17 protein-coding genes are annotated in these 17,656 nt (G+C 61.2%); 11 read left to right on the plus strand and 6 right to left on the minus strand.

The genetic code is table 11. The features are described 5' to 3' along the window. Positions 1–63: 63 nt before the first annotated feature. The 9 genes from rhaB (at position 64) to rhaM (ending at position 9,944) form a co-directional block, all read left to right on the plus strand. On the plus strand, positions 64–1,536 hold the full coding sequence (rhaB, locus tag AFK63_RS17690; RefSeq protein WP_038866012.1) for a rhamnulokinase: 1,473 nt from the start codon (positions 64–66) through the stop codon (positions 1,534–1,536). Beyond that, positions 1,533–2,789, plus strand: a complete 1,257-nt coding sequence (locus AFK63_RS17695; RefSeq protein ID WP_038866015.1) for an L-rhamnose isomerase — start codon at positions 1,533–1,535, stop codon at positions 2,787–2,789. Before rhaB ends, AFK63_RS17695 begins: the two co-directional genes overlap by 4 nt. A 9-nt stretch (positions 2,790–2,798) precedes the next feature. Beyond that, positions 2,799–3,623, plus strand: a complete 825-nt coding sequence (gene rhaD, locus AFK63_RS17700; protein ID WP_038866017.1) for a rhamnulose-1-phosphate aldolase — start codon at positions 2,799–2,801, stop codon at positions 3,621–3,623. A 99-nt stretch (positions 3,624–3,722) separates the two neighbouring features. Further along, on the plus strand, positions 3,723–4,715 hold the full coding sequence (gene rhaS, locus AFK63_RS17705; RefSeq protein WP_038866020.1) for a rhamnose ABC transporter substrate-binding protein: 993 nt from the start codon (positions 3,723–3,725) through the stop codon (positions 4,713–4,715). A gap of 178 nt (positions 4,716–4,893) precedes the next feature. Next, complete coding sequence (locus tag AFK63_RS17710) at positions 4,894–6,405, plus strand: sugar ABC transporter ATP-binding protein (RefSeq protein ID WP_038866022.1); 1,512 nt, start codon at positions 4,894–4,896, stop codon at positions 6,403–6,405. Continuing rightward, a complete protein-coding gene (locus tag AFK63_RS17715) occupies positions 6,405–7,406 on the plus strand; it encodes an ABC transporter permease (protein ID WP_162140037.1) in 1,002 nt (333 codons plus the stop codon). The genes AFK63_RS17710 and AFK63_RS17715 overlap by 1 nt, the downstream gene beginning before the upstream one ends. After that, entirely contained in the window at positions 7,403–8,413 is a 1,011-nt protein-coding gene (locus tag AFK63_RS17720) for an ABC transporter permease (RefSeq protein WP_038866026.1), read from the plus strand. The genes AFK63_RS17715 and AFK63_RS17720 overlap by 4 nt, the downstream gene beginning before the upstream one ends. 71 nt (positions 8,414–8,484) lie before the next feature. Beyond that, positions 8,485–9,633, plus strand: coding sequence for a lactaldehyde reductase (fucO, locus tag AFK63_RS17725; RefSeq protein ID WP_038866029.1), 1,149 nt, complete (start codon positions 8,485–8,487; stop codon positions 9,631–9,633). Next, positions 9,630–9,944 (plus strand): L-rhamnose mutarotase, encoded by a 315-nt coding sequence (gene rhaM / locus AFK63_RS17730; RefSeq protein WP_038866031.1) that lies wholly within the window; start codon positions 9,630–9,632, stop codon positions 9,942–9,944. Before fucO ends, rhaM begins: the two co-directional genes overlap by 4 nt. A 125-nt stretch (positions 9,945–10,069) precedes the next feature. Here rhaM and AFK63_RS17735 read toward each other — a convergent pair whose 3' ends face one another. The 4 genes from AFK63_RS17735 to AFK63_RS17750 form a co-directional block, all read right to left on the minus strand. Further along, on the minus strand, positions 10,070–11,332 hold the full coding sequence (locus AFK63_RS17735; protein WP_038866053.1) for an MFS transporter: 1,263 nt from the start codon (positions 11,330–11,332) through the stop codon (positions 10,070–10,072). A gap of 56 nt (positions 11,333–11,388) precedes the next feature. Next, a complete protein-coding gene (locus AFK63_RS17740) occupies positions 11,389–13,512 on the minus strand; it encodes an alpha-galactosidase (protein WP_038866033.1) in 2,124 nt (707 codons plus the stop codon). A gap of 117 nt (positions 13,513–13,629) precedes the next feature. Then, positions 13,630–14,637 (minus strand): substrate-binding domain-containing protein, encoded by a 1,008-nt coding sequence (locus AFK63_RS17745; RefSeq protein ID WP_038866035.1) that lies wholly within the window; start codon positions 14,635–14,637, stop codon positions 13,630–13,632. Positions 14,638–14,711: 74 nt separating this feature from the next. Further along, positions 14,712–15,260, minus strand: coding sequence for a helix-turn-helix domain-containing protein (locus AFK63_RS17750; protein WP_038866038.1), 549 nt, complete (start codon positions 15,258–15,260; stop codon positions 14,712–14,714). 101 nt (positions 15,261–15,361) lie between these two features. Between AFK63_RS17750 and AFK63_RS17755 the strand changes: the two genes are divergently transcribed. After that, positions 15,362–16,024: an AzlC family ABC transporter permease gene (locus tag AFK63_RS17755; protein WP_053531588.1), complete on the plus strand. Its 663-nt coding sequence runs from the start codon at positions 15,362–15,364 to the stop codon at positions 16,022–16,024. After that, positions 16,024–16,347, plus strand: a complete 324-nt coding sequence (locus AFK63_RS17760) for an AzlD domain-containing protein (RefSeq protein ID WP_038866144.1) — start codon at positions 16,024–16,026, stop codon at positions 16,345–16,347. The genes AFK63_RS17755 and AFK63_RS17760 overlap by 1 nt, the downstream gene beginning before the upstream one ends. A 38-nt stretch (positions 16,348–16,385) precedes the next feature. Here AFK63_RS17760 and AFK63_RS17765 read toward each other — a convergent pair whose 3' ends face one another. Both AFK63_RS17765 and fdhD read right to left on the minus strand, forming a co-directional pair. Then, complete coding sequence (locus AFK63_RS17765; protein ID WP_007711067.1) at positions 16,386–16,595, minus strand: YdgH/BhsA/McbA family protein; 210 nt, start codon at positions 16,593–16,595, stop codon at positions 16,386–16,388. A 127-nt stretch (positions 16,596–16,722) separates the two neighbouring features. After that, the gene (gene fdhD / locus AFK63_RS17770) at positions 16,723–17,568 is read right to left on the minus strand and encodes a formate dehydrogenase accessory sulfurtransferase FdhD (RefSeq protein WP_038866066.1); all 846 of its coding nucleotides are present in this window, start codon (positions 17,566–17,568) and stop codon (positions 16,723–16,725) included. Positions 17,569–17,656: the final 88 nt, after the last annotated feature.

A 17,656-nucleotide genomic window follows, 5' to 3' on the forward strand; every position in this document is an offset into this window, starting at 1 on the left:
TGAAGGTGCGCCGCCGCGCCGCTCCCTAGACTGGCGTCAGAGATTTCAACAAGGACCCCTACCATGACTATTCGCCATAGCGTCGCGGTCGACCTGGGCGCCTCCAGCGGCCGCGTGATGCTGGCCCGCTACGACAGCCAGGAACAGCGCCTGACGCTTCAGGAAATCCACCGTTTCGCCAACGGCCTGCGCCGCGTAGACGGTTTCGACACCTGGGATGTGGATGCGCTGGAGCGTGAAGTGCGCCTCGGCCTGGAAAAAGCCTGCGGGTGCGGCGTCGTCATCGACAGCATCGGCATCGACACCTGGGGCGTTGATTATGTGCTGCTGGATGAGCGCGGCGAGCGCGTCGGCCTGCCGGTGTCGTACCGCGACAGCCGCACTGACGGCGTGATGGCCCGCGCGCAGCAGCAGGTGGGCCGGGAGGCTATCTACCGCCGCACCGGCATTCAGTTTCTGCCGTTCAACACCCTTTATCAGTTCCGCGCGCTGGTGGAACAACAGCCGGAGCTGGTCGGTCGTGTGGCGCATGCGCTGCTCATTCCGGACTATCTCTGCTACCGGCTGACCGGCGCGCTGAACTGGGATTACACCAACGCCACCACGACGCAGCTTATTAATATCGACACCGATAACTGGGACGAGACGCTGCTCGACTGGGCGGGCGTGCCGAAACACTGGCTGGGAGTGCCGACGCACCCGGGTAATGTCATCGGCCGCTGGCGCAGCGCGCAGGGCATCGATATTCCGGTGGTATCCGTGGCGACGCACGACACCGCCAGCGCCGTGATCGCCGCGCCGCTGGAGGGCAATGACGCCGCCTGGATCTCCTCTGGCACCTGGTCGCTGATGGGCTTTGAGAGCAAAACGCCCTACACCGGCGACCGCGCGCTGGCTGCCAATATCACCAACGAAGGCGGCGCCGAGGGCCGCTATCGGGTGCTGAAAAATATTATGGGGCTGTGGCTGTTGCAGCGCGTCTGCAAAGAGCAGCGGGTCGACAACCTCCCTGCGCTTATCGACGCGGCCCGCGCGCTTCCCGCCTGCCGCTTTGTGGTGAACCCTAACGACGACCGCTTTATCAACCCGGACAACATGAGCCGCGAGCTGCAAACCGCATGCCGTGAGAACGGCCAGACTGCGCCGGAAAGCGCGGCGGAGCTGGCGCGCTGCATCTTCGACAGCCTGGCGCTGCTCTACGCCCGCGTGCTGGATGAGCTGACCGCCCTGCGCGAGCGGTCATTTACGGTGCTGCATATCGTGGGCGGCGGCAGCCAGAACCCGTTTCTTAATCAGCTCTGCGCCGACGCCTGCGGCATTCCGGTGATGGCGGGCCCGGTGGAAGCCTCCACGCTTGGCAATATCGGCTGCCAGCTGATGGCGCTCGACGAAATAACCGACGTCGACGCGTTTCGCCGCGTGGTGACCGCCAGCCAGCCGCTGACCCATTTTCAACCTCAGACTGACAGCGAGATTGCCCGCCATGCGGCGCGAGTTTCGCCGTATCGCCAAACCAGGAAGGAGCTTTACGCATGACCACTCAAATCAACCAGGCATGGGAACTGGCGAAGCAGCGCTTCGCCGCCGTGGGCGTCGATGCTGACGCCGCGCTGCGCCAGCTCGACCGCCTGCCGGTATCGATGCACTGCTGGCAGGGCGACGACGTGGCCGGGTTTGAAAATCCGCAGGGGCAGTTGACCGGCGGCATCCAGGCCACTGGCAACTATCCGGGCAAGGCGCGTAACGCCGAAGAGTTGCGGGCCGATCTCGGCCAGGCCCTGAGCCTGATCCCCGGCCCGAAACGTGTGAACCTGCATGCCATCTACCTGGAATCTGACACGCCGGTTGCGCGCAATGAAATTAAACCAGGCCATTTCGCGAACTGGGTCGCGTGGGCGCGTGAAAACGACCTGGGGCTTGATTTCAACCCGTCCTGCTTCTCGCACCCCTTGAGCGCCGATGGCTTTACGCTGTCGCACGCCAACCCGGAAATCCGCCAGTTCTGGATTGAACACTGTCAGGCGAGCCGCCGCGTGTCGGCCTCGTTCGGCGAACAGCTCGGCACGCCGTCGGTGATGAATATCTGGATCCCGGACGGCATGAAAGATACGCCGGTAGACCGCCTCGCGCCGCGTCAACGCCTGCTGTCAGCGCTTGATGAGGTCATCAGCGAGAAACTTAACCCGGCACACCATATCGACGCGGTAGAAAGCAAGCTGTTCGGCATTGGCGCGGAGAGCTACACCGTCGGTTCTAACGAGTTTTATCTCGGCTACGCCGCCAGCCGCCAGACCGCGCTCTGCCTCGACGCCGGGCACTTCCACCCGACCGAAGTGATTTCCGACAAGATCTCCAGCGCCATGCTCTATGTGCCGCGCCTGCTGCTGCACGTCAGCCGTCCGGTGCGCTGGGATAGCGATCACGTTGTTCTGCTGGATGACGAAACCCAGGCCATCGCCGGTGAAATCATCCGCCACGATCTGTTCGACCGCGTGCATATCGGGCTCGATTTCTTCGATGCCTCCATCAACCGCATCGCCGCATGGGTGATTGGCACCCGCAACATGAAAAAAGCGCTGCTGCGCGCGCTGCTTGAGCCTACCGCACAGCTGCGTCAGCTGGAGCAGGAAGGCGACTACACCGCCCGGCTGGCCCTGCTTGAAGAGCAAAAATCGCTGCCGTGGCAGGCGGTCTGGGAAATGTACTGCCTGCGCCACGACACCCCAGCCGATGCCTCGTGGCTCACCACGGTCCGTCATTATGAACAACACGTTTTAAGCAAGCGCTAAGGAGCACTCATGCAACGCATTCTTTCTTCCTGGTTCGTACAGGGTATGGTGAAAGCCACCAGCGATATGTGGCTGAAAGGCTGGGATGAACGTAACGGCGGCAACGTGAGCCTGCGCCTTGACGCGGCCGACGTAGAGCCTTACCGCGATGAATTTTACCCGGAGCCGCGCTGCGTGGAGCTGAGCCAGCCGCGCGCTGAATTAGCTGGCTGCTGGTTTCTTGTCACCGGCTCCGGGAAATTTTTCCGCAATGTGCAGCTCGACCCGGCGGACACACTGGTGCTGCTGCGAATCACCGACGACGGCATGGCGTACCACATTCACTGGGGGCTGACCCACGGCGGCCTGCCGACCTCGGAGCTGGCGTCGCACTTCCAGTCTCACGCGGTGCGCAAGGCGGTCTCCGGCGGCAAAGACCGGGTCATCATGCACTGCCACGCCACTAACCTCATCGCGCTGAGCTTCGTGCTGGAGCTTGACGAAGCGCGCTTTACCCGCCTGCTGTGGGAAGGCAGCACCGAGTGCCTGGTGGTATTCCCGGATGGCGTCGGCATCGTGCCGTGGATGGTGCCGGGCACCGACGGCATCGGCAGCGCCACCTCAGAGCAGATGAAAACCCACACCCTGGTGCTGTGGCCGCATCACGGCATTTTCGGCACCGGGCCAACGCTTGATGAGGCGTTCGGGCTTATCGACACCGCCGAGAAATCGGCAGAGATCCTGGTCAAAGTGATTTCTATGGGAGGCATGAAACAGACCATTACGCGTGACGAGTTAATCGCGCTCGGCGAACGTTTCGGCGTGACGCCGCACGCCGGCGCCATCGCCCTTTAAATAACAACATCGCACGACGTTCAGGTCGCCCACGGGCGGCCTGGCGCGATCGTGAACCTCTTACACCTGCAAACTGAGTCACTACGTGGAGTACAAGCAATGAAAATAAAAGCCATTTTAGGTTGTACCTTCGCTGTCGCCGCCTGGGCGTTGTCAGGTTCCGTCTCTGCGGAAGTCAAAATCGCGCTGGTGGCGAAATCGCTCGGCAATGGATTTTTCGAAGCCGCGAACACGGGTGCTCAGGAAGCCGCTAAAGAACTCGGGGATGTGAAAGTTATCTATACCGGCCCGACCACCACCACCGCCGAGGCGCAGATCGAAGTGCTTAACGGGTTGATCGCCCAGGGCGTGGACGCCATCGCCATCTCCGCCAACGACCCGGACGCCGTGGTGCCGGTGCTGAAAAAGGCAATGCAGCGCGGCATTAAGGTTGTCTCCTGGGATTCCGGCGTCGCGAAACAGGGCCGCCAGATCCATCTTAACCCTTCCAACAACGCGCTGATTGGCGACACCAACGTCCGGCTTGCCGCCGACGCGCTGAAAGCGCTGAACGTCGAGAAAGGCGACGTGGCGATTTTAAGCGCCACGCCAACCTCGACCAACCAGAACACCTGGATTGCCGAGATGAAAAAGGTGCTGCCGAAGTACCCGTCGGTGAACCTGGTGACGGTGGCGTATGGCGACGATCTCTCGGATAAGAGCTACCGCGAGGCGGTGGGGCTGCTGAAGTCCTACCCGGATTTAAAAGTGATTGTGTCGCCGTCGTCGGTCGGCATTGTGGCGGCGGCGCAGGCGGTGAAAGACCAGGGCAAAATCGGCAAGGTTTACGTAACCGGCCTGGGGCTGCCGTCTGAAATGGCAGGCGCGGTGAAATCGGGCGCGACCAAAAGTTTTGCCATCTGGAACCCCATCGATCTGGGATACGCCGCGACCTATCTGGCGGATGATCTCGTCAAAGGCACCGCCACCAAAACCGAAGCGAGCATGGGCAAGCTTGGCACGGTGAAACTGGATGCCGACGGCAACGGCGCAATGGCAGAGCCGTTTATCTACGATGCCAGCAATATTGATAAGTTTTCGAAGATTTTCTGAGTGTAAACAGGCAAGTAAGACGTTTTTGATGGTGAGCCAGAGGGACGTTGAACGGGCTGTTTTGCAGGGCGGGTACGCGCAGCGCACCCGCCACGCTGAAGCGCCCCGCCAGCGTAACCCTAAAACCGCCGCCATCCCGCTGCGTCACAACACCCGGAACCCTGCCAGGAGACTAATCATGTCGGCATCCACCCCTCTGCTTTCGCTCAAGGGGATCTGCAAAACCTTTCCCGGCGTGCGTGCGCTGGAAAATGTGCAACTTGAGCTCTGGCCTGGCCGTGTCACCGCGCTTATCGGTGAAAACGGCGCGGGCAAATCCACGCTGGTCAAAGTGATGACCGGCATCTACCAGCCGGATGGCGGCGAGATTTTGTATAAAGCCATCCCCATCGCGCTGCCCAACCCGGAGGCGGCGCATAAGGTGGGCATCACGGCCATTCATCAGGAAACGGTGCTGTTTGACGAACTCACCGTCACCGAAAACATCTTCACCGGCCACTACCTCGTCAAAGGGCTTTTCAAAACCCTCGACTGGCCCGCCATGCACCGCCAGGCGCGGGAGATCCTCAACCGCCTTGAGGTCAACATCGACCCGCATGCGGTGCTGAAAACCCTGAGCATCGCCCAGCGCCATATGGTGGCGATCGCCCGCGCGCTCTCTTTCGACGCGCAGGTCGTCATCCTTGACGAGCCCACCGCCGCGCTGTCTCAGCATGAAATCCTGGAGTTTTATCAGATTGTCGAGCGCCTTAAGTACGAAGGCAAAGCCATCCTGTTTATCTCTCACAAATTCGACGAGATTTTCGAGCTGGCGGATCACTACACCATCCTGCGCGACGGCGTCTTCGTCAGCGCGGGCAGCATCGCGGAGATCACCGAAGAGCGCATGGTCGCGATGATGGTCGGACGCGCCATTACGCAGACCTACCCGAAAGTGGCCTGCGAGCCGGGCGACAGGGTACTGGAGGTGCGCGATCTCTGCCACCCGACCGAATTTGCGCATATCCATTTTTCGCTGCGTAAAGGCGAAATCCTCGGCTTTTACGGCCTGGTCGGCGCCGGGCGCACTGAGCTTATGCAGGCGCTGTGCGGCGTCACGCAACCCTCCGCCGGTGAGATTATCCTCAACGGCAAAACGGTGCGCTTCCGCCAGCCCGCAGACGCTATAGATGCCGGGATTGTCTGCGTGCCGGAAGAGCGTCAGAAACAGGGCGCGATTATCGCGCTGCCCATCGCCCAGAACATCAGCCTGCCGCAGTTAAGCCGTCTCAACCCGAACGGCATTCTGCATGACGAGCGCGAATGGGCGCTTGCCGATGAGTACGCAAAGCGCCTGCAGGTGAAGGCGTTTAGCTGGCGTCAGCCGGTTGAGACACTCTCCGGCGGCAATCAGCAGAAGGTCGTCATCGGCAAATGGCTCGCCACCCGGCCTGACGTCATCATTCTCGATGAACCGACCAAGGGCATCGATATCGGCTCCAAAGCTGCGGTGCATCAGTTTATGTCCGAGCTGGTGGGTCAGGGGCTGGCGGTAATTATGGTGTCGTCCGAGCTGCCGGAAGTGATGGGCATGGCGGATCGCATCATCGTGATGCACGAAGGGCTGATGGTGGCGGAATATGCCGCCGGGAAAGCCACCGCCGAAAGTATCGTCAGCGCCGCCAGCGGCGCGGGCCGGGAGGCGGCATAATGAAAACGTTGCTAAAACATCGCGAAGCGCTGCTCGCGCTGGTGATTGCGTTAATGCTGCTGATGACAGGCAGCCGCATGCCGTCGTTTCTCGCGCCAGCTAACCTGGTGGAGATCTTCAACGACACCGCCATTCTGATAATCCTCGCGCTCGGCCAGATGATGGTGCTGCTCACTAAAGGCATCGACCTGTCGATGGCGGCCAACCTGGCGCTGACCGGCATGATCGTGGCGCTGATTAACGCCCATCATCCGGACATATCCGTCGCGCTGCTGCTCATCCTCGCCACGCTGCTGGGCCTGCTGATGGGCGCGATTAACGGTCTGCTGGTCTGGAAGCTCGGCATCCCGGCTATTGTGGTGACGCTCGGCACCATGAGCGTCTACCGCGGCATTATCTTTTTGCTCTCCGACGGGGCCTGGGTGAACGCGCACCAGATGAGCGGTAATTTCCTCGGTCTGCCGCGCACGCCGGTGCTGGGCCTGCCGCTGCTCGGCTGGTGCGCTATCGCCGCCCTGCTCCTGGTGAGCTACTTCCTGCGCTACAGCCGCACGGGCCGCGCGCTCTATACCGCAGGCGGCAACGCCACGGCGGCGTACTACACCGGGATCAACGCCGGAAAAATGCAGTTCATCAGCTTTTGTCTTTCCGGCGCGCTCGCCGGGTTCTGCGGCTATCTGTGGATCTCGCGCTTCGCCGTGGCTTACGTCGACGTGGCGAACGGCTTCGAGCTGCAAATTGTCGCCGCGTGCGTCATCGGCGGTATCAGCACTATGGGCGGGATCGGGCGCGTCGCCGGGTGCCTGCTCGGCGCGCTGTTCCTGGGCGTTATCAATAACGCGCTGCCGGTGATCGGCGTCTCGCCGTTCTGGCAGATGGCCGTCTCCGGCGTGGTCATTGTGGTGGCGGTGCTGCTGAACGAGCGCGGTAACAAACGCAAAGGACGGCTCATCCTGCGCGATGTCGCGCTGGCCCGACAAAAACAGGCGGTGAAACCATGAGCAAGACGCTGATTACTGAACCTTCCGCCCCGACGCCCGCTACGCCGTCGCCGCTGCGTCGGCTGCTGTGCTGGGAGGGGTTTCTGCTGGCGGTGACCCTGCTGGTGTTTATCGCCAACGTCTGGGCGTCGCCCTATTTCCTGAATATCTGGAACCTGTCAGACGCCACGTTCAATTTCACCGAAAAGGCGATCATCGTACTGCCGATGGCGATGCTGATTATCGCCCGCGAAATCGATCTGTCGGTGGCGTCGACAATGGCGCTCAGCTCGACCCTCATGGGTTTTTGCGCCCAGGCGGGCATGGACACGCCGCTGCTGGTCGGCGTCGGGCTTGGCGTGGGGCTGCTGTGCGGGGTGTTTAACGGCGTGCTGGTGACGCGCTTTAACCTGTCGTCGATTGTTATCACCATCGGCACCATGAGCCTCTATCGCGGCGTGACCTACATTCTGCTGGGCGACCAGGCGCTGAACCAGTACCCGGAAAGTTTCGCCTGGTTCGGGCAGGGCTACGTCTGGGGCGCGCTGTCGTTTGAGTTCGCGCTGTTCCTTGCGCTCGCCGCCGTGTTCTGGTTCGTGCTGCATAAAACCAACTTTGGCCGCCGCACTTACGCCATCGGCAATAACCCCACCGGCGCCTGGTTTTCGGGCATCAATGTGAAGCGCCACAACCTGATCCTGTTCGCCGTGGTGGGGCTGATGGCCGGGCTGGCCGCCGTGCTGCTGACTTCACGGCTTGGCAGTACGCGTCCGACTATCGCGCTCGGCTGGGAGCTGAGCGTGGTGACGATGGCGGTGCTGGGCGGCGTCAGCATTCTGGGCGGCTCGGGCAGCATGGGCGGCGTAATTATCGCCGCATTCCTGATGGGGCTAGTGACGTTCGGGCTCAGCCTGCTCAACGTGCCGGGCATCGTGATGTCGATTATCGTCGGCCTGATGCTGATTGCCGTGATTTCGCTGCCGATTATGACCCGCCGCCTGATGGCGCGAAAACCGCAGAAAATGTAGCGCAGTCAACGAAGCGCCAGCCGCCAGGGTGAGAGGAAGATTTCCCAATATCAACGTTAAGGAGAATTATCATGAGCTTTATGTTAGCCCTTCCCAAAATCAGCCTGCACGGCGCGGGCGCTATCGATGACATGGTGAAGCTGGTGGCGAACAAGCGCTGGGGCAAGGCGCTGATTGTCACCGACGGGCAACTGGTGAAACTCGGCCTGCTGGAGAGCCTCTTTGCCGCGCTCGACGCGCATCAGCTCTCTTATGAACTGTTTGACGAGGTTTTCCCCAACCCTACCGAGGCGCTGGTGCAAAAAGGCTACGCGGCCTGGCGGCGCGCGCAGTGCGACTATCTGATAGCCTTCGGCGGCGGCAGCCCAATAGATACCGCCAAAGCCATTAAAATTCTTACCGCCAACCCTGGCGCCTCTACCGATTACTCCGGCGTCGGCAAAGTCAAAAACCCCGGCGTGCCGCTGGTCGCCATCAACACCACCGCAGGCACTGCCGCCGAGATGACCAGCAACGCGGTGATCACCGACGAAGCGCGGCGCGTAAAAGAAGTGATTATCGACCCGAACCTGATCCCGGATATCGCCGTGGATGACGCGAGCGTGATGCTCGATATTCCGCCCGCCGTCACCGCCGCGACCGGCATGGACGCGCTGACGCACGCGGTGGAGGCGTTTGTCTCGGTCGGCGCGCATCCGCTGACCGACGCCAACGCGCTGGAGGCGATTCGCCTGATTCACCAGTGGCTGCCAAAAGCGGTGGAAGATGGCCATGATCTTGAGGCGCGCGAACAGATGGCGTGCGGTCAGTATCTGGCGGGTATGGCCTTTAACAGCGCAGGCCTGGGGCTGGTGCACGCGCTGGCCCATCAGCCAGGCGCGACGCATAACCTGCCTCACGGCGTCTGTAATGCCATTCTGCTGCCGGTGATTGAAAACTTTAACCGCCCGCACGCCGTGAAGCGGTTCGCCCGCGTGGCGCAGGCGATGGGCGTCGATACCCGCGGCATGAGCGACGAACAGGCGAGCCATGAAGCCATCAACGCCATTCGCGCGCTGTCGGCCCGCGTCGGTATTCCTTCCGGTTTCCGCCAGCTTGGCGTGACCAAAGCGGATATCGAAGGCTGGCTGGATAAAGCGCTCGCCGACCCGTGCGCGCCGTGTAACCCGCGCACCGCCTCGCGCGATGAGGTCCGCGAACTCTATCTGGAGGCGTTATGATCCGCAAAGCGTTTGTGATGCAGGTAAACCCTGACGCCCACAAAGAATATGAACGCCGCCATTCGCCGATCTGGCCGGAACTGGAGGCGGTGCTTAAACAGCACGGCGCGCACCATTACGCCATTTATCTTGACGCTGAGCGCCACCTGCTGTTTGCCACCGTAGAAATCGAAAGTGAGGCGCGCTGGAACGCCGTGGCGCAAACCGAGGTGTGCCAGCGCTGGTGGCGGCATATGCGCGACATTATGCCGAGCAACCCGGACAACAGCCCGGTAAGCCGTGAGTTAAAAGCGGTGTTTTACCTGGATTAAAGGGGTTGTGTGAATGGAAGAGTGTTGAGATGGCGGGCGCGCTGACGCTTACCCGCCCTGTTCTGCCTCATCCATGTAAGGCGGGTAAGCGCAGCGCGCCCGCCGTTATTCATCCGCTGCTTGCCTCACGCTTTCACCGTCTCTTTCAAAGCCACGCCAGGCCGGTGGCTGGAGAGCGTAAACGCGGAGACCACGGTTATCCCTAACACGATGCCGCCGAGGATCAGGTAGGTATCCTGAAAACCGATGCGGTCATACATATTGCCGGCGAAGGCGGAGAGGAAAATCGCCGCCATCTGCTTGGCGAACTGAAAACCAATCAGGTAGATGGTCGCCGAGAGCCGCGTGTCGAACACGCCGGTGATGTATTTAAACGCGCCCACCAGCAGGAACGGCACTTCCAGGGCATGCAGCATCTTCAACGCGATCACTTCATACACCGATGTCGCAAACGCCGAGCCGATAATGCGCGTCGCCATAATCGCGCCGGCAATCAACAGCGTGTTTTTCGCGCCGATGCGGTTAATTATCCACGGCGAGCAGAACATGATAATGGCGTTGCACAGCTCGCCTGCGGTGGTGGCGAAGCCGAACGCCTGGGTGCCTGCCTGCGGCGTCGGGAAGAACGATTTAAAGAACGTCGCGAACTGCTGGTCGAAAACGTCATAAACACAGGCCACGCCCACCACATAGAGGATAAACATCCACAGCTTCGGCAGGCGAAACAGGCCCAGCGCCATCTTCGCGGTCACCTGCGGCTGGTTCGCGCCGAGCGCGTTCATCACCTGCGCCGTCGGGTTGGCCCGCGGGCGGGCGATCACCAGAAGCCCCATCAACACCAGCGCCGCGCCGGAGCCCATCCAGAACACCATCGCCGGGTTCACGTTAAAGAGCATTCCCGCCGTCGAGGCGCACAGCCCCCAGCCGAGGCAGCCGAACATACGCGCTTTGCCGTACTCAAACGCGCTGCTGCGACTCACGCGCTCAATATACGCCTCGATAGCCCCTGAGCCGGACGAGAAGCAGAAGCCGATATACAGCCCGCCCGCCAGCGCGCCGAGCCAGATATTGACCTTCAGCAGAGGCCCAAAGACCCACAGGAAAAACGGTGCGAACAGCACCAGCGAAGTGGTGATAATCCACAGCAGATGTTTTTTTAGCCCCAGCTTGTCAGAAATCACGCCCAGCACCGGCTGGAACGCGATAGCAAACAGCGACATGCAGGAGAAAACAATGCCGGTATCGGTTTTATTCAGGCCAATGACGTCCGACAGCCAGATAGGCAGAAACGGAAAGCAGGTGGCCATAATGAAGAAATAGAAAAAGAAAAAGAGACCGAAAATCCAGAAGTTAGCGTTATTTTTGTAGGTACAGGCGGTTGTTGTCATTATCGTATCCTCGCAGGGCACACCATTACGGCGCCGCACGCGCGGCGCCTCCACCATCACACGCGTTCAAAAGCAATCAATATGGCGGTTTCCGGGTCCAGCACCGGCAGTTGCAGACCGGCCTGCGCCAGCCACTCCCCCGTCGCGCTCAAAGGCTCGTTCATCCAGCCCGGCAACTGACGCATGGTGTGGCCGCCCGCGCCGGTGAGCTGAATATTCGGATGATCCACCAGCCGCACCTGGTAGCGCGCCTGCGGATCCAGCCCCGGCACGCGCAGCGCGCCCGGCAGCGTGTAATCCGGCATCGCCAGCTGGCTGACCAGAAACAGCCCCTGTGCGCTGTCCTGGCTTACCACGCCCTGCACCTGCGTGGCGGCGTCCGGCATCGGCACCCGCCACAGATTTCCGGTGTGGATCAGCCCGCGCCACTGCTTGTAAAGCGCGGCGTAGCGCCGATAGCCCGCCGCCTCGTCGGCACCGGCGGCAACCGGATCCAGCTCCAGCCCCATATGGCCGAACAGCGCCGTCAGGCCGCGAAATTCAATACTGTGCTGGCGGAACGTGGCGTGGCAGCGCGGGTTGCCAATGTGCGCGCCCATGACTTCCGGCGGGAAGAAGTAGCTCATGCCGCGCTGAATGGTATTGCGCTCCAGCGCGTCGTTGTTGTCGGAGGCCCAGAAGCGGTGCGTGCGCGTCAGCACTTCATAGTCGATACGCCCGCCGCCGGAGGCGCAGGATTCAAATTCAACGTGCGGGAAGCGCTCGCGCAGCCGGTCCAGCAGGCGGTAGAACTGGCGCGTCTGGGCGTCCGCCGCCGCCCGGCCTGCGTGCCCTGGCTGCACCAGCTCGCGGTTCATGTCCCATTTCACGTAATCCACCGGGTGTTCGCCGAGCAGCCAGCTCATGCGCTCCAGCAGGTAATCGAACGCCTCGGGAATATTCAGGTTGAGCACCCACTGGTGGCGGCCGGTCGTTTTCGGGTAGCCCGGCAGCGCCAGCACCCAGTCCGGATGCGCGCGGTAGAGATCGGAATCAGGGTTGATCATCTCCGGCTCCACCCAGATGCCGAATTCCATGCCGAGCGCTTTCACGTGATTGATAACCGGCATCAGGCCGTCCGGGTATTTCTGCTCATCCAGATACCAGTCGCCGAGCGCCGCGTGGTCGTCATTGCGGCCTTTAAACCAGCCGTCGTCGATGATAAAACGCTCCACGCCAAGCGCGGCCGCCTGGCTTGCCATCTGCATGATGTATTCCGGCTTATGGTCGAAGTAGATCCCCTCCCAGGTGTTGAGATGCACCGGCCGCGGCTTGTTGCCGGGAAAACGGATGACCTCATCACGCAGGAAGCGGTGGAACTGCTGGCTCATGCCGTTGAGGCCGCGCGTGGAGTGGCTGGCATAGAGCCAGGGCGTGTGGAGCGTTTCGCCTTCCTGTAACGCTATTTCGCCCGGCAGGTAGAGCGCCTCGGCCTGCAGGTAGCGGCGTCCATCCGTTTTCGCCTCGCACTTCAGCCGATGGTTGCCGCTCCAGCCAAGATGCACGCCCCAGACGTCGCCGTGCTGCTCGCCAAAACCCGCCGTCCCTGCGATAAGCGCTGGGAAATGCTCGTGCGACGTTCGCCCGCGACGGTTTTCCAGCACGAAGCCGTCATGGCTTAAGGCCACACGATGCGGCTGAAATTCGCGTGTCCAGCGGCCATGAAACGCCATCACTTCGCCTGCCCGCTCCGCCACCGGCAGCGTGACGGCGAAACGGTCTACCTGCCAGGCGCCGGCGCGCAGATTCGTCAGCCCGTGGCGCACCTTCAGCACGCCGCTGTCGCTAAGCGCCAGCTCGCTCTCAAGCCGCAGCCCGGCGGTGGCGTCTTCGCTGACGAGGGTCAGGGTCTGCCCGTCCTGCGTCACGTTACAGGTCGTGAACAGCGGCGAGGCGTCAAGGCCGTTGCGGTGCCCTTCCAGCCCCGGCGCGCCGAACAGCCCGTGGCCGTTTTCCGCCATCAGGGTGACTGGCGAATCGACGTCCAGTCGTCCATTGGCGACCGGGCGTAGCAGGCTGGCGCAATCCTGCGGCGAAAAGTGGGCAAGATGCGGCCCCCAGTAGACAATTTCAGCGAACGGCTGCGTTTTGATAATAACGTCGGTAACGGGGCTGGTAAGACGATGAATGTGGGTTTCCATAAAAGCATCTCCGGTTGCGGGAATGCTTTTACTGTTGATCCGAAACGTTTCGGATGCCAACCAAAACGTTTCGGATGTGTGATCCGGGCGGAAATTTACTGAGGAATTCGCCCCGATTCAGGGCGCGGCATGCAGGGTGGCGCCAGGCAGAAAATCGGGTTGCCAGAGCACCTGTAACTGCGCCACAGGCTCGCCGGCAATGAGACGCTGCACCATATCGGCAATCTGGCGGCCTACGCCTTCGCGGGTGGACTGGATAACAGCCGCCACGTCGGTCTCCACAATGCTGTCGGGCGGCAGGCCGTCATACACCACCAGCGAGACGGCGCGCACGCCGTGCAGCCGGTCAAGCGTCTGGAGCGCCATCGCCGCGCCATCGCCCAGCGAGTTGCAGTCGGTCACGATGGCCGAAGGCGGCGTGGGTTGCGCCATCAGTTCAAGCACCGCCTTATAGCCTGCGCGGCGGGTGGGCGGCAGCATCCGCAGCCCGCTTTCATCAAGCTGATGGGCGCGTAGCGCGTCGCGCCAGCCTTCCCGGCGCTGGGTGATAAACGCCTGGCTGTTGTTTTCGCCAAGCATCGCGATGCGCCGGTGGCCGAGCCCGATTAACCGCTCGGTGGCCTGATGCGTACCGGCGTAGTTGTCGAAATCGAACCAGGCGTAAGGCTGCGGCAGCTGGCTGCGCCCGAGCGCCAGAAAAGGAAAGTTCAGGGCCTGCAACTGCTGCAGTCGCGGGTCATTATCGAGCGTATGCGCCACGATCAGGGCATCCACGCGGCGGCTTTGCACCAGCCGCATATAGCTATGGCTGTCGGCGAGATCGTCATCGGCAATCAGCAGCAAATCGACTTCATGCTGCGCCAGTTCGCGGCTGATTTCGCCGACCATTTCCATAAAAACGCTGTTATTAAGCGGCACCGGATGCACCGGGAACACCAGCCCGACGGCGTCGATTTTACCCATCTTCAGGCGGCGGGCGAAGGTGTTGGGACGATAGCCTCGCCGCTGCGCCTCAGCCTCTACCCGCGCGCGGGTTTCCTGAGAAACATCGTCATAGCCATTCAGCGCGCGGCTGACGGTCGTTACGGAGAGGCCAAGTTGTGCGGCGATAGCTTTAAGCGACATACGTTAGGTGCCTGATTGCAAAGTGCATAAGAGTGTAACCGGGGTTTCGCCCATTTCCACAAATTCTTCAGGGCCTAATTTTGTTCCGCCACCAGAATTGCCTGCGTATCCGGCTCCAGCGCGCGGAAAATATGCGTCTGATCGGCGGGATAACAGATGTAATCCCCGGCGTTGAGCTCTTCCGGTGATTCCGCAAGCCCCACCAGCGCGCGCCCCTGGGTCACGATGATGTGTTCTACTGAGCCCGTCGGGTGCGGCTGCGAGAACCGTTCGCCTTCCGGCTGGGTCAGCAGCAGGTAGATATCGCGCCGCGCGCCCGGCGGACAGGTGGCCAGCAAAATCGCCTGATAATTAGCAAGCTCCGCCACAACTTTTGGCCCTTCGCCCCGGCGGATCACTTGCGTTTTGTTAACCTGCGGCTCCATCAGGCGCGCAAAAGGAATATCCAGCGCCACGCAAAGCGCCCAGAGCGTCTCCAGGCTCGGGTTGCCGTTGCCAGCCTCAAGCTGGGAAAGCGTGGATTTAGCGATCCCGGCGCGGCGGGCCACTTCGGCCAGCGATAACCCGGCGCGCGTGCGTTCGCGCACCAGGCTTTTAGCGATCACGCTGATTGGCTGTGTCATGTATGGCTCCATCGTTCGTTAAAATGAACGAACGTTCGCGTTGAAAATTGGCAGCGGTGTGTTCATTATAATGGTCATTCGTTCGTTATGGGTGAAAAAGTATGGTGATGCAACGTTTCGCCTGCCTGAAAGGCGACATTATAAAGGCTATTGCGCTGGTCTGTCTGGCGGTCGGCGTGGTCGGCATTTCTTACGGCACGCTGGCGATGGCGTACGGTTTCGCGCTGTGGGTGCCGCTGCTGCTGTCGGTCTCTGTGCTGGCGGGCGCGTCAGAATTTATTTTTATCGGCATTGTGGCAAGCGGCGGCAGCCCGCTTGCCGCGGCGGCGGCGGGTTTGCTGGTTAACGCCCGCCATCTGCCGTTTGGCATCACGGTGCGGGATCTGGTCGGTAAAGGCGCGATGCGGCTGCTCGGCTCGCACATTATGAATGACGAAAGCGTGGTGTTCGGTTTATCGCAGGCGACGCCCGAGACGCGCAAAGCCGCCTACTGGCTGTGCGGGCTTGGCGTGGCGCTATGCTGGCCGCTCGGCGTGATTATCGGCGTGGCGATGGGCGCGCTGCTGCCCGCGCCGGAAACTATCGGCCTTGATGCGGTTTTCCCGGCAATCCTGCTGGCGCTGGTGCTGCCCGCCCTGAAGAATAAGACCACGCTTATCCGCGCGGGCAGCGGCGCGGCGCTCTCGCTCGCCGCCGTGCCGTTCGCCCCGGTAGGGCTGCCGGTGCTGCTCTCTCTGGCCGGTTTACTCATGAGGAGGAAATAATGGCGAGCACCATGATGACGCTTTCCGGTATCGCCGTGCTTTCCGTCGGCACGTATCTGATGCGCTTTGGCGGGGCGAAGCTTGGCAATAAGCTCGCGCTGAGCGAACGCGCGCAGGCGCTGCTCTCTGACGCGGCGACGACGCTGTTATTTGCTGTGGCGCTGGCGGCCACCTTTTATGAAGGTGAAAGCGTTGCGGGGATGGCGAGAGTACTGGGCGTGGCGTTCGCAGTCTTCCTGGCCTGGCGTAAAGCGCCTTTAATTGCGGTGATCGTCGCCGCGGCAGTGGTGACGGCGCTGCTGCGCCTGGCGGGCATGCCATAAAAAAAGCGCCCGCAGGCGCTCTTTCGACAACTTCTTGATTATTTGTTCAGTTCGGCGGTCATATGGACCTGGTTGCCGGTGAACGCTTCGGTGATGGTGTACGTCGCACCGAGCTGCTCCGCCTGCGCGGCGATTTTGGCTTCAGCGCCGGAGAGCGTGGTGTCGGTCGCGGTGACGGACTGGCCAGCGAACGCGCCGAAAGCGGTAGCAAGGGTCATAACTGCAACAAAAGATTTGATAGTTTTCATGGCAATATTCCTTCAGGTCTGTTTTAAGTGAGAAGGCGCATTGCCTTCGATGTGTGTAATACTAGCCCTGCACACCGCAAACCAAAAGCGGAAGGATTTGCCATTGTTTGTCAGAAAAACTGAACAATTATTGCCCGTTTGCATTCCCCATCATCAGGCGCTGCGGATGCGTATACACCGTGGCGCGGCCGGGGCGCGAGAAGCCCACCAGCGTCAGGTTACAGCGCGCGGCGACCTCTACCGCAAGCGTGGTGGCGGCAGAGACCGCAAAGAGGATCTCCACGCCGCAGGTGGCGGCTTTCTGCACCATTTCATAGCTGGCGCGGCTTGAAACCAATACCGCGCCCTGCTGCCAGCCTTCGCGCGCGCGGCGGCCCAGCAGTTTATCGAGCGCGACGTGACGCCCGACATCTTCATGCCCGCCGGCGATCTCGCCCTGCGGCGTGAGCCAGGCGGCGGCGTGGGTGCAGCCTGTCAGCTCGCCAACGGGCTGAACGCTCGCAAGCGCGCGCAGCGCGCCGTCGAGATTATCAAGCGCGAAAGTTTGCGTGAACGGCAGCGGCACCAGAGGCCGCACGATATCGTTCAGCTGTTCCACACCGCAGACGCCGCAGCCGGTACGCCCGGCCAGATTGCGCCGCCGCTCTTTAAGCCCCATAAAGCGACGGCTGGAAAGTTCCACCTGAATTTCGATACCATTACACCCATGGATAATATCCATGCCGTAAATTTCGTGTGAAGATTCGACAATTCCTTCCGATAAAGAAAATCCAAGGGCGAAGATTTCCAAATCTTTGGGAGACGCCATCATCACGACGTGGGATATACCGTTGTAGACCAGCGCTACCGGCACTTCTTCCGCCAGCCAGTCCGGCTGTGTGGTGGTGAGATTCTCTCTTTTCCAGAGCGGAAGGGAACGAGCGGCGGTGACGTCGGTCACGTTTTGCAACAGTTCTGGATGGTTCTTATTCACTTTTTATTAACCGTCTGAAACAGCCTCAGCAACATTGTGGTATTCTGTTGCGCCTAATCCCTCCTCGTTAAGAAGGGAATTACGATTG

Origin of the sequence: Cronobacter muytjensii ATCC 51329, assembly GCF_001277195.1 — a bacterium.
GTDB classification, from domain to species: domain Bacteria; phylum Pseudomonadota; class Gammaproteobacteria; order Enterobacterales; family Enterobacteriaceae; genus Cronobacter; species Cronobacter muytjensii.